We start from the raw sequence: 12,812 nt of genomic DNA, 5'->3' as shown, positions 1-12,812 counted from the left end.
AAGCTCATCATAAGTGACAAATTTATTGCGCTGATGCCTTTTGGATGTTTCTGAGATATCCAAAATACCAAGCGCTTGTCAACGGTAGTATGCACCGCAATATATCGTAGAATTTTGCAGGATCCAGGGTAACTATAAATGACTGCTAATAGCTGATTCCACAATGCGGTTGATCATGGCCCCATACTGAATACCCGCCAATTCACACATCACGGGCAGTTCAGAAACTTCAGGCCGCAAACCCGGTAAGACATTGACCTCCATAACCATGGGGGCCCCCTGTGCATCAAAGCGAATATCAACTCGACCACCATCACGACACTCAAGTACTTCCCAAGTCTTCTGGGCAATTGCTCGGACCTTTAGCGCCTGACCATCGTCCACCAGCCGGCCGGGGAAAGCTCCATCATACTTGTAATACACAGGTTCATCGCCCAATAACTTTTCCATCACCCCAATGCACTCGGCAGTTGCACCCGTCCCCAAAAAGCCCACAGTAAACTCTCGGCCAGGTAGGAATGTTTCAACCAGTACTGGCTGATTAAACCGATTCAAAAGGTATTCACAGCGGTTTTTCAAAGCTGCCTTGTCGATAACTTTAGATTCAGGCGATATCCCCTTACTGGTTCCCTCCCTGAGCGGCTTTGTCATCAAAGGGTATTCAAGCTCCACTCGATTGACATCTGTAACGCTTCGAACAACTGCAAACTGTGCCGTTGGTATACCCATATCCCGCAATATGCGTTTGGTCATTTCCTTATTAAGGGTCACTGTGTTGGCAAATGGATCAGAAAATGTGTACGGTATCTTCCAGGCGTCCAACAAAGCGGGAACCTGTGCTTCGCGCCCCGTTCCATACATCCCCTCAGCAACATTGAACACTAGATCCCAGGTGTTACCCCCAACCAGTTGCTGCGCCAACCTGTGAATATTGCCGACCCGTTCGATATGGTGGCCTGCGCAGGTAAGCGCATCGTGAATCGCATCTATCGTCTCCAGGTGATCAAGTTCAGCGACGTCCTCTTCACTAAACCCCATCCCGAGATAATCATCACGAAGGTCGTAGACTATACCGATACGCATCAATCATGCTCCGCTGCCACTACACAATCTATCGAATGCCGGGCTGGAATATTAGCTGCGCAACTGGTTTTCACTTTAACGCCCCCCCAGCCTCTACCCGGAAAACTGCACGTAAAAAAGAAGTTAATAACCTTCATTAGTCCTGAGTTTTGGATAGGGTTGAAGTCGAAAGTACTTGCGAATTGACCATTATTAAAGACAGCTAACCAAATGCCGTATTGCCCGTAGAGCTAATTAGCACAAAAGCTATCACGCAAGGTTCTTCACCTCGGTTGACCCAATTATGAACTGTCCCCCGCTGGACAAGTGCATCTCCCGCAGACAGCTTCACAACAACCTCATCTCCCATTTCCATCTCAATATTCCCAGACATCACCACCGCATAATCAATGCTGTCAGTTTGGTGAGATCGTGGCGTAACTCCTGGCCCAAATTCTACGACCTTAAAAACCGAGCCTCCCGGAATCGTAGTTCCATCAAATTTTCTCCCGCCGTTGTCTCTACCATCATCACAAAGCTCTACGGGCAAGTCCTGGGTAGTCCATAACTGCTGCTGAACCATATGAGGCCGCCAACTACTGGTATGCAAACCCTGATCATCTATGAGCACTACTGGCTTTCCCTCTGGGTCGTGCCCTGTTACAACTCGCCGGACATTCACACTCATCGCACTCTCCTCTCTCCTGGGCAGCAACCATCTAGTTACGGGAGAATATAGTTCAGCCAGCAGGTAGCCAGCTTACCGGACAGTGCTGGTATCACCGATGTTGCGAAATCACTATAATCGCGCCCATGTCTGAGTTACCTATTCACAGTATCCTCCCCGAACTGCTCCAGGCCTTGAGAGGGCATAGTAATGTCGTGCTCCAGGCACCCCCCGGAGCGGGTAAAACGACCGCCGTACCACTGGCATTAATAGATGAGCCTTGGTTGAGCGGAAAGAATATTATTATGCTGGAGCCGCGACGTTTGGCCGCTAGAACAGCAGCGGCGCGCATGGCTAACCAGCTGGGTGAGAAAGTTGGTGATACCGTTGGATTTCAGGTCCGGGGCGAGCGGAGGTCAAGCAAGAAGACTCGCATCCTGGTTGTAACCGAGGGAATTCTCACACGCCTCTTACAGGCTGACCCTGAATTGGCATCCAGCGCTCTGGTCATATTCGATGAATTTCATGAGCGCAGTCTGCAAGCCGACCTCTCCCTCGCCTTATGTCTTCAGTCCCAGGAGTATCTTCGCGAGGATCTCAAGATTCTGGTGATGTCTGCCACCCTGGATACCAGCGGCATCTCCTCACTACTAAATAACGCACCCATCATATCCAGTGAAGGACGCAGCTATCCCGTCAATATTGAGTACTTGAACCAACGAGAAGAGCCCGAGGACAAACGACAAATCCCGGCTTTGATGGCAAGTAAAGTTGTCGCATCCTTAGGCAAACAAGAAGGTAGTGTTCTCGCCTTCCTTCCTGGTGTCGCCGAAATCAAACAGGTTGAGAACTTATTGGAGGAGCGACTATCTGAGGAAGCCGAAAAGGGCCGCATTATTATTGCACCGCTTTTTGGGGACCTGAGCCGTGAGCAGCAGGATCAGGCGATAGCACCAACGGCACCAGGCACGAGAAAAATCGTACTGGCTACAAATGTGGCCGAGACCAGCCTGACGATTGAGGGCATCCGAATAGTTATCGACTCAGGATTAATGCGTGAATCGCGCTTTAATCCCAACTGTGGCATGAATCGTTTGGTGACAAGCTCGATTTCCCAGGCCTCAGCTACCCAGCGCACAGGGCGCGCCGGGCGTCTCAGCGCCGGCTACTGTCTGCGACTCTGGAGTGAGGGCCGACAGCGTTCATTGAGCGCCAAAAATACAGCGGAAATCACTCGCAGTGATCTGGCTCCCCTGGCACTTGAATTAGCTAAATGGGGGGTTACCGATGTCAGCGAGCTCAACTGGCTCGACACACCACCCCCAGGACCTATGGCCCAGGCCCATCAGCTCTTGCAGCAACTGGGGGCACTGGATGACAAACTGCGTATTACCCCTCACGGGAATACCATGCTGGCCTTTGGCGCCCACCCTCGCCTCGCACATATGTTAGTTGCCAGTGTCAGCTGGGGATTGCAGGAACAGGCCTGCTTGCTGGCAGCGCTACTATCTGAACGGGATATTTTCCGTGGCGAAGCACGATGGGATCGGGACATTAGCAAACGGATTCAGGCTCTGCAGTCCCAAGGCAACGATCGGCGGGTAGATCGCGGTACTGCTCACAGAATACGCCAGCAGTCTAAAACCTGGCTCTCTCAATTAAAGAAATTTGAGTCAAGTTCAAGTCCTGCACCACAGAGTATCGATCACTCCGATGAAACTGGTGCCCTGCTTGGACTCGCCTACCCAGACCGTATTGCGAAATCGCGCAGTGATACCGGCCGCCGGTTTCTACTCTCCAGTGGCCGAGGCGCACATTTCTCCCATGATGACGCCCTAGCTTTAAGCGAATACCTGGTCATTGCCGAACTGGATGGCCAGGGCCGAGATGCAAGTATCCAGCTGGCAGCAGAGATTTCTCTGCCCGCTTTGAAGTCGCATTTCGCCGCCCAGATCAAAGAAGAGATTTCAGTTCGCTGGGACGAGACTACCGGCCGCGCTGTCGCCCTACAGCAAACGCAATTGGGGGCGCTGGTTTTACACCAGCGGCCTGCAGCAGATATTCCCCCGGAGACCCTCAGTCGCGCATTATTAGAAGCCGTACGAAAGAAAGGTCTCTCCTCCCTCCCCTGGAACACAGAAGCTAACCAGTTACGTTTTCGAGTGGAATTTTTACGCCAAAGTGAAGAGTGCGGGGATTTTCTCGGCGACACTCGAGTACCAAACTGGAGTGATGAGGCTCTATTGGAGACCATGGAGGATTGGCTGCTACCTCATTTGCAGGGGTTCAGCAAACTTGAGCAGCTAGGGCAGCTTGACTTGCAAAGCATCTTGCGCGGACAGCTTGAGTGGGACCTGCAACAAAAACTCGATGACTTGGCCCCCAGTCACTACCTGGTTCCCAGTGGCTCCCGAATAAGAATCGACTACGGAGAAACCCCACCTGTTTTGGCTGTGCGCCTGCAGGAGCTATTTGGATTGGCACAAACTCCAACAATTCTAAAAAACCGCTATCCATTGATGATTCATTTACTCTCTCCGGCACGGCGCCCCGTTCAAATTACCCGTGACCTGGTGAATTTCTGGGCCAATACTTACCAAGAGGTAAAGAAGGAGTTGCGTATCAAATACCAGAAACACTACTGGCCCGATGATCCCCTGACGGCTGAGGCTACTACTAAAACGAAGAAGAGAATGAATATGGGACGGTAGTTCTTTTTTTAGATTCACTGCCCCTGAGGCAGCAAAATTACTTTCTGGGCGGCGGTTAAGTTAACATTCAGCAACAACCGGATAGCATAAGCTGCCGCAAGGGATAGGAACTCGCGCCAATAGAGATAGTCTGAATTATTTTGGCCCGCAGCGACGCCCCAAAACCAGAACAAACTCTAACTCGTAGCAATGGAGATGTATTTTGCGCCGAATACTCATAGCCGCTCTCAGCCCATTACTGATATTTGGCTGTAGCCTCGATGACCTTCCCGATGATTTGAATCAGTCAACTATCAAGTACGATAAGGAAATGCGTTACCTGGTTGAGGATATCAGCGCCTACGCCAAGGACATTAACCGTCACTTTCTCATCGTACCCCAGAATGGGGTTGAGTTGATTACTACGACAACTACTACCACTGGTCCCATCGATGAAGCCTACCTGGATGCCACAGACGGCATTGCGCAGGAGGCTCTCTTCTTTGGTGCAAATGGCGATATCAACGAGCCCACCAGCGAGTCAGAAACCGAGCGCCTGCAAACTTACCTGGATTTGGCGAAAGATGAAGGGGATACAATCCTAATCACGGACTTCACCAATATTGAACGGGATATTGATGAGTCATATGAGAATAACGAAGAGGCTGGGTATATTTCTTTTGCCGCAGATAACGAACTCCTGAACGATATACCTCTGTATCCCGATGAGCCCTTCAATGTTAACTCTCTGGACATTGATGACCTTGAGGAAGCCAAAAACTATATCAATATTACCAATACCAGCAACTACTCTACGCCTCAAGATTTCATCGATGCCCTGAGTGAAACCGATTACGACATATTGATTATCGACTTTTTCTTTGACGGTGAACCTTACACGGAAGAACAAATTGAGCAGCTCAAGGAAAAAGAAAACGGTGGACGCCGCCTGGTGCTGGCCTATGTCAATATCGGCGAGGCACAAGACGATCGTTATTACTGGAAATCCTATTGGTACAACACCCCTCCCGAATGGCTATTGGGGGAAGTACCCGGCGAACCAGGCAATTACTACGTAAAGTACTGGCAGCAGGGCTGGCAGAAAATTATCTTCGGCAACGATGATTCTTATATTTATATGATCGTTGATGCAGGATTCGATGGGGCCTATATGGATGGAATCGATGCATTTGAATACTTCGATTCCGACGATGAGTAATCATTAGGCCCCAACGCTTTCACTCAGCGGGTATCAGGCCTGCTGAGTTTCCTTATATTGAGTCACATACTGGGAAAGTCGCCCGGACATTTCCTCTGCCAATTTTTGCAGGGCGTTGAGCGGGCGTATCATCACCTCAAACTCAATAATCTTGCCTTCATCATTAAAGCGGATAATATCCAATCCCTTCAGGCTCTTATCACCGATGGAGGCTGCGAATTCAAGAGCCAGATCGTGTCCCGATTCGGTAGTAAATTCACGGTCGTATTCAAAGCTCTCAAAAACCTGCATCACCGTATTGAGAATCAGGCACACAGCAGCGGAGCTGTGGTAGGGCTTAAAAAATGCCGGTGAACGGAAAACAGCATCTTCTGCAACGATCGCTGGCAAGCGACTCAGATCTCGCGCAGCAACCATCTCGTGCCATAGGGCAATAGATTCCGCTATTTTATTATTGGAATTGTTCATTGGAGACTTCCTCTTCACTCACTTGTTTTTGTAAAAATTCTCTCCCATCAGCACACCCCAACTCGTAAGTTTTTTGGGCCAACTCAGGATTTGTGTAGTCCCAAACACTGATGAATGGCGGTTTCGAGGGCTGGACATAAGTCCAATCCTGATCGCCTTTACGCTGTGTAAATATATCTGGGAACTGGTCGTAACGACGGGTCAACAACACCAGCACCCTTCCCTTTCCATCATCCAATCCTGCCACCGGGATATTATCTACCACCCCACCATCGAGTGCTGTTCGTCCCCGCAACTTAAGTCTTGGAGTGAATGGCGGCGTACAGGAGGAGCACAAAATCAAATCCACCAACTCCTCAATACTGGAACAATCCCGGGCTCGATAAAATTGCTGCTTAAAACCTAAGCGCTGGGCGATCTTGGGGTGAAGACTGCGTAAAAAATGCTTATCGGCATAGTAGGCCATGGCCCCCACTCCAAAAGCCAAACCGCCAGATAGACCTTTTGGTGGGTGAACAACCGCAATTCGCAACTCTGCGCCCTGCTGAAGGGTCTCCAGTCCATCGCGAAACAGCTCTAACATCGCATTGCGGTAGATTCCATATTGGGGGAACACAGGTTCTTTACCAAAAAGGTTTCCCCAATAAGCATTTTTTTCATTAGTCTCGAATGCGGTCCAGAAATGCTCTCGAGCCTCCTCCGTCTTACCCATCAGCACCAGGCTCGACATTAGGCCCCCTGCCGAAACCGCAGTAACCACCTTCGGAGAAAGACTAATTTCGTTGGCTATCGACTCCCAAAAGCCAATCTGCCAGGTACACCGCCCACCACCACCGGCAAAAACAACTTGGTCAAACATGATCTCGCTTCCCTGCAGCAGCCTTCCGGCCGGAACTTCCTGAGTCCATTCTGTGTTTTACATCCTCTCAAGTGCAGTTTCAGGCCGCTCTTTGCATTACCGCCGACACTTATGACCAATTAGTTTCAGCCTTCATGATGACATATTGATGACGACAACAATATGCAACTAATTGCATAAGCTAATCGAATCACAAGTATTGTGCAACTGATCGTCTTGATCCTGAACTCACTGAATACTCAAATTTCCACCAGGCGTTCCTTACCGGACACAAGCGCATCGAGAAAGGCATAACCGTCTGCAACCCCAATTTTCAAGGTGTGCCTCATCGCACTGGGGTCAGCAAAATTCCACATCCCGATGGGCAACGGACTGGAAGGCTGAACATAAGTCCACACCTGATCCCCCCTTTGCACACTGAAACTGTTCGGTAGGTGTGGAAAGCTCCCTGTATCCAAAATCAGAACCCGCCCTTTGCTAGCATCCAAGCCGGCGACCGGAGCATTACCTACCAGAGCTCCATCCAGCACCTCTGCACCATCAAGCGACAACCTTGGGGATATGGGGGGGGCGCAGCAGGAACTCAAAATAAGCTGCTCAAGATCTGTCCCATCTTTGCATTTACTCACGGGGTGAAACATCTGGCGAAACCCCAGATGTAACGCTGTATTTGGGTGCAAGTCGTGAAAGATGTGTTTGTTAGAGTAGAAAATTGCCAGCCCCAGTGTTAGAGCGAGAGGCACAGGCAACCATTCCGGGGGGTAAGTCACTGCAATTCTGAGGTCGGCAGATTGACGCAGAGGCTCAAGACTATCGTGAAAAAATTCATGTACCCCTTTGCGATAGATCTCAAAGTGCGGAAAAATTGGTTCTTTGCGGAATGAATTATTCCAGTAGAAATTCCTTTCATTTTTTTTGCAAACAGAGTGAAAGTAATTAACACCCTCACGGCAGCGATCCGTAAGCATGAGTGCCGCTACCATGCTGCCTCCGGATGCAGCACAAACAACTTTTGGCCGGATCGGTAATTCGCGACTTAGGGATAACAAAAAACCAAGCTGCCAAGTGCAACGGCTTCCACCGCCACCAAAAACCATTTGATCAAACATGACGACACCCTCTAAAAAAGGCTATCGAAATAAATACGGGTATTTTTGATTTTAATTTTAGGCAGGAGTTTTTGTCTCTATCGCCACCAAGCGTTAAAGCGGGATAACAGTTAATGGCTCTCTCCCAACTATTACGCATCACAATCAGCAAACCTGCCAACCACCTTGATACAAATAGATATAAAAAAGGCTTCACTTTTCAAACCAACTAGGCATTGAGACTAAAGGTGTCTTTATCTCAACACTCAGTGCAAGCCTATGAGTAACTTTAAGATCGTAACCTTCCAATCAGTAATTCAAGATATCCCCAGTCACATCAGGGAGGACTCTCAAGTAACCGCCCTTCGCCACTCAGTGCCGCTAAAAATGCACGGCCATCTGCAATCCCCATACGGAAAGTATCTTTCACCTCTTCCGGACTGGCAAAATCCCAAACATTAAGTGGAACATGTCCAGAGGGCTGAACATATGTCCATTCCTGGTTAAATTTTTGTACCGTAAAACGGTCCGGCAGCTGTGGGAAACGTCGGGTTAGCAAAATAAGCACCCGTCCTTCAGCGGTATCCAGCCCACCAATAGGCACACTATCTACAACCCCTCCATCCAATACCTCTGCACCGCCCTGCTTCAGACGCGGCGTCAGAGGTGGCGTGCAGGATGAAGTAATAACCAGCTTCTCTAACTGGGACGGATCTGAACAGTGACGAACTTTATAAAAAGATTGGCGGAAGCCCAATTTAAGTGCAGTAGTGGGGTGAAGGTTCGGGAAAATATAAGTATCAGAGTAATCAATCGCTGCTCCAATCATTAACGCGATCGGACCAGGCAGCCATTTCGGCGAAGTACTGACTCCAATACGTAGGTCTGACGCTTCCCTAAGTTGATCAAAGCCCCCAGAAAATAAATCGCTTAATGCTCGACGATAAATTGTATAGTGCGGGAATACAGGATCTTTGCGGAACATATTACCCCAATGGATATTTTTCCCATTGGATTTAAATGCCGAAACGAAGTAATCCACTCCATCGAGTGACCTGTCCATCAGAACCAGGCTGGCGACCAGGGCGCCAGCGGATACTGCACTGACCACCCTGGGTGCCAGATCAATTTCCTTTGCAACCGACTCCCAAAAGCCGATCTGCCAGGTACAGCGCACGCCGCCACCGGCAAACACCACTTGGTCAAACATAGATTGTTCTTCCCTGGAGTTGGCGCACAAGCAATCACTAGCATGACCAATCACTGGATCGCTGCACCGGCACTTTACATTGCCCCAGCGCCTCAAAAGCACCGAGGAATATTTCAAATATATACAGTGTGGGAGTAGTTCGTAGGGAGGCTTACGCGGGATCTAACCTGAGAGGTTCACTGCAATAAAAAAGGCGAACACAAGGTTCGCCTTTTTCTTTTGAGCCACTTGGCCGACTCAGAATGGTCTCAGGAACTCAGTAGTAAGCCTGGGACTTGTCGGTGTGGTCAGTAATATCTTTCACGCCTGCTAATTCGGGGATTTTCTCTTTGAGAGTCTTTTCCACGCCTTCCTTTAAGGTCATATCAACCATGCCACAACCCTGACAGCCGCCACCAAACTTCAACACAGCAAACATATCCTCGGTCACTTCTACCAGGCTTACCTGGCCACCGTGAGCTGCCAGGCCCGGATTAACCTCGTTGTACAAAACATAGTTAATACGATCCTGGATAGGGCTGTCGTCAGTAATTTTCGGCATACGGGAGTTGGGCGCGCGAATCGTCAACTGCCCGCCCATCTTGTCCGAAGAGTAATCAACCCGAGCATCATCCAGATAGGGAACGCTGCGCCCTTCGAAGTAAGCTTTGAGACCGTTCATTTCCAACATCACATCACCTTCTTCCTCCTCTCCCGGGCGGCAGTAGGCGATACAGGTCTCGGCGTTAGGCGTGCCGGGACTGGAAACAAACATGCGAATGGCAATTCCCTCACAGTCCTGTTTGGCCAACAGCTCTTTCAGGTATTCCTGAGCGGGTTCAGTAATAGTGACATTCAAATCAGACATATAGGCTCTCAAATAACCAAGCTTCTTTGTCGGGTATTCTACTCTCAGAAAGACTCAAGGGAAACCGGTCAGTTGGAACCCTTTCGACCGACCGGCCTCACCACTCTCCTAGGTGGGGATAAATCCCATAAGAGTCTGGGCGGTTTCCTCTGAAGAGGCCGGATTTTGACCAGTTACCAGTTTGCCGTCTACCACTACGTAGGGTGCCCAATCACCACTTTTGGAGTAGTTTCCACCATTTCCCTTGAGCATATCCTCAACCAGGAAAGGCACGACATCCACCAGTTCAACCGCAGCCTCTTCCGAGTTGGCAAACCCGGTCACACCTTTTCCCGACACCAGGTAAGCGCCATCCTGACGGCGTGTATGACGGAAAATGCCCGGAGCATGGCACACAGCACCGATCGGCTTGTCTGCGGCAAAAAAGTTCTCAATCAGTGCAATTGAGACCGGGTCTTCCGCAAGATCCCACAAGGGACCATGGCCACCGGGATAAAAGACTGCATCAAAATCAGACTCATTCATATCAGCCAATTTGTGGGTATTGGCCAGAACCTGCTGAGCATCGGCGTCAGCCTGAAAGCGATGAGTCGCCTCCGTCTGAAAATCTGGCTCATCACTCTTAGGATCGAGAGGCGGCTGCCCGCCTTTTGGAGAGGCCAGGGTCACTTCAGCACCGGCGTCCTTGAAGGTGTAGTAAGGTGCGGCAAACTCCTCCAGCCAAAACCCCGTTTTCTTACCGGTATTCCCCAGTTCATCGTGGGAAGTCAGAACCATCAGTATTTTCATATTTCTGTCCTTATAAACTTTGTCAGCTTTGCTTCAATCATCATTTCCTATGCGCACAACTAACTTGCCGAAGTTCTTTCCTTCCAGAAGCCCGATAAATGCATTGGGTGTTTCTTCCAACCCTTCGACCATATCCTCAAGATATTTAATACTGCCTTCCGCAACCCACTGGCTTAATGTACGTACCGCTTCATGAAAACATTCGTAGTAATCGAAAATAATAAAGCCTTGGATTTTCAAGCGTTTGGTCAGTACATCCCGCATTAACAAACTGGTGCGATCCGGGCCTTGCGGCAATGAGGTTGCGTTGTACTGAGAGATAAGCCCACATACAGGAATCCGCGCAAAATCATTTAATAGCGGTTGCACCGCATCAAAGACCTTGCCACCAACGCTTTCAAAATAGATATCGATACCCTCAGGGCAAGCCGCAGCCAATTGCTCGGTAAAATCTTCAGCGCGGTGATCCAGGCACAGGTCGAAGCCTAACTCCTCTACCGCATAGCGGCACTTTTCCTCACCTCCAGCAACACCGATTACCCGGCACCCTTGCAACTTGCCGATTTGTCCTACCGTTGCACCCACAGGACCGGTAGCAGCTGCAACCACCAGAGTCTCCCCTTCTTTTGGCTCCCCAATTTCCAGCAAGCCAAAGTAGGCGGTGATTCCCGGCATACCCAGCACTCCCAGGGAGAAGGAGGGATAATCCGGATTTTTACCCAAGTTAATCAACCCGGTACCATCAGAAATGGCGTAATCCTGCCAGCCGCTATAGCCGAGTATCCAATCCCCCTCCTCGAAGCCATCCAATCGGGACTCAACCACACGGCTCACCGTCCCTCCAACCATGGTCTCTCCCAGAGAAACAGGCTCTGCATAGGACTTCGCATCACTCATTCGCCCCCTCATATAGGGATCGAGCGATAGGAATACTGTGCGCAACAGCACCTCGCCGACCTCCGGCTTGACCACAGGGGCATGCTCCAGGCGGAAGTTATCTGTCGTCGGGGCACCTTCGGGGCGGGATGCCAATACCAGGCGGCGGTTTATATCGCTCGATTGCATTCTCTATTCTCCATAACTTCGTAAAATGGAAGTCAAAGTCGCCAAATTAGACCGGTCGTCTAGAAAGGCGCCATAAAAATACCCGCAACGGTTTTCCCTCGCGGGCTCAGTTAAAAACTCAGTGTTTTCCCAGTATTTCCTGGGTCGCCAGCATCGCCTCTGCCACTGGCGTATCGCTGCGGTTCAGCTTGGCCAACAGGCTGGCTCCCAGCCACAGCTGGTACAGGGAAGCTGCGGTGGCACGGGCATTGAGGGTGCTAGGCAGAGAACCGTCTTCCCCTGCCAACTCGATACAATTCTGGAGCTTCTGAATAATATGCTCAGTCCCATCTCTGAGGATAATCCGCATCGATTCAGACAGGTCTGCCACCTCAGCGCTAAGCTTAACCACCAGGCAGCGGTGTGCATCGTAACGCTCCCCACTACTCTTCTGCCAAGCATCAAAATAGGCCAATAAATTATCGGCGGCAGATTGATCCCGGGAGGAAAAGCCAACGTCCATCTGTTCCAGGTAGCTGCGAAAATAATCTTCCAGCAGAGCCTCGCCAAATTGCTCCTTGGACTTAAAGTAGTGATAAAAGGATCCCTTTGGCACACCGGCGGTTTTGAGAATTTCACTCAAACCCACACCGGAGAAACCTTTTACGGCCATCACGGTATAACCGGTATCCAACAAATGTTGGCGAGTATCTTCATAGCTGCTTTTCATGCCTAGCACTCTACGCAAAACTAGACCGGTCGTCTAGGGATTTATAGTGATTAGGCGCTGTGAAGTATCTATAAATTGCTCAACTTTAATCAAAACTGCTCTGTTATTGTGGTGGATCATCCAAAAAGGCGTAAGTCGC

At 49.9% G+C, this 12,812-nt stretch carries 12 protein-coding genes; 2 read left to right on the top strand and 10 right to left on the bottom strand.

The window, feature by feature from the left end; all coding sequences use genetic code 11:
* Window positions 1-132 precede the first annotated feature (132 nt).
* Together ACG1BZ_RS10120 and ACG1BZ_RS10115 are read right to left on the bottom strand one after the other, a co-directional pair.
* Window positions 133-1,083, bottom strand: a complete 951-nt coding sequence (locus tag ACG1BZ_RS10120) for a D-alanine--D-alanine ligase (RefSeq protein WP_413665517.1) — start codon at window positions 1,081-1,083, stop codon at window positions 133-135.
* 202 nt (window positions 1,084-1,285) lie between these two features.
* Window positions 1,286-1,750 carry a cupin domain-containing protein gene (locus tag ACG1BZ_RS10115; RefSeq protein ID WP_413665516.1) on the bottom strand — a complete coding sequence of 155 codons (465 nt, stop codon included), beginning with the start codon at window positions 1,748-1,750 and terminating at the stop codon, window positions 1,286-1,288.
* 125 nt (window positions 1,751-1,875) lie between these two features.
* On the opposite strand from ACG1BZ_RS10115, the gene hrpB reads away from it, so the two are divergent.
* Window positions 1,876-4,440 (top strand): ATP-dependent helicase HrpB, encoded by a 2,565-nt coding sequence (hrpB, locus tag ACG1BZ_RS10110; protein WP_413665515.1) that lies wholly within the window; start codon window positions 1,876-1,878, stop codon window positions 4,438-4,440.
* A gap of 202 nt (window positions 4,441-4,642) precedes the next feature.
* A complete protein-coding gene (locus ACG1BZ_RS10105) occupies window positions 4,643-5,638 on the top strand; it encodes an endo alpha-1,4 polygalactosaminidase (protein WP_413665514.1) in 996 nt (331 codons plus the stop codon).
* 33 nt (window positions 5,639-5,671) lie between these two features.
* Here ACG1BZ_RS10105 and ACG1BZ_RS10100 read toward each other — a convergent pair whose 3' ends face one another.
* The 8 genes from ACG1BZ_RS10100 to ACG1BZ_RS10065 form a co-directional block, all read right to left on the bottom strand.
* The gene (locus ACG1BZ_RS10100; protein ID WP_413665513.1) at window positions 5,672-6,106 is read right to left on the bottom strand and encodes a nuclear transport factor 2 family protein; all 435 of its coding nucleotides are present in this window, start codon (window positions 6,104-6,106) and stop codon (window positions 5,672-5,674) included.
* Window positions 6,090-6,965, bottom strand: coding sequence for a patatin-like phospholipase family protein (locus tag ACG1BZ_RS10095; RefSeq protein ID WP_413665512.1), 876 nt, complete (start codon window positions 6,963-6,965; stop codon window positions 6,090-6,092). The genes ACG1BZ_RS10100 and ACG1BZ_RS10095 overlap by 17 nt, the downstream gene beginning before the upstream one ends.
* 239 nt (window positions 6,966-7,204) lie before the next feature.
* Complete coding sequence (locus ACG1BZ_RS10090) at window positions 7,205-8,074, bottom strand: patatin-like phospholipase family protein (RefSeq protein WP_413665511.1); 870 nt, start codon at window positions 8,072-8,074, stop codon at window positions 7,205-7,207.
* A gap of 316 nt (window positions 8,075-8,390) precedes the next feature.
* A complete protein-coding gene (locus tag ACG1BZ_RS10085) occupies window positions 8,391-9,263 on the bottom strand; it encodes a patatin-like phospholipase family protein (protein WP_413665510.1) in 873 nt (290 codons plus the stop codon).
* Window positions 9,264-9,519: 256 nt separating this feature from the next.
* Window positions 9,520-10,110: a Fe-S biogenesis protein NfuA gene (gene nfuA / locus ACG1BZ_RS10080; RefSeq protein ID WP_282933143.1), complete on the bottom strand. Its 591-nt coding sequence runs from the start codon at window positions 10,108-10,110 to the stop codon at window positions 9,520-9,522.
* Window positions 10,111-10,218: 108 nt separating this feature from the next.
* The gene (locus tag ACG1BZ_RS10075; RefSeq protein ID WP_282933144.1) at window positions 10,219-10,899 is read right to left on the bottom strand and encodes a type 1 glutamine amidotransferase domain-containing protein; all 681 of its coding nucleotides are present in this window, start codon (window positions 10,897-10,899) and stop codon (window positions 10,219-10,221) included.
* Window positions 10,900-10,932: 33 nt separating this feature from the next.
* A complete protein-coding gene (locus ACG1BZ_RS10070) occupies window positions 10,933-11,964 on the bottom strand; it encodes an NADP-dependent oxidoreductase (RefSeq protein ID WP_413665509.1) in 1,032 nt (343 codons plus the stop codon).
* Window positions 11,965-12,082: 118 nt separating this feature from the next.
* Window positions 12,083-12,673, bottom strand: coding sequence for a TetR/AcrR family transcriptional regulator (locus tag ACG1BZ_RS10065; protein WP_413665508.1), 591 nt, complete (start codon window positions 12,671-12,673; stop codon window positions 12,083-12,085).
* Between the last annotated feature and the right edge of the window lie 139 nt (window positions 12,674-12,812).

This window comes from Microbulbifer sp. CNSA002 (assembly GCF_047324085.1).
Lineage (GTDB): Bacteria > Pseudomonadota > Gammaproteobacteria > Pseudomonadales > Cellvibrionaceae > Microbulbifer.
Note: the sequence above shows the minus strand (reverse complement) of the source record. Positions and strands in the feature narration are given on the sequence as shown.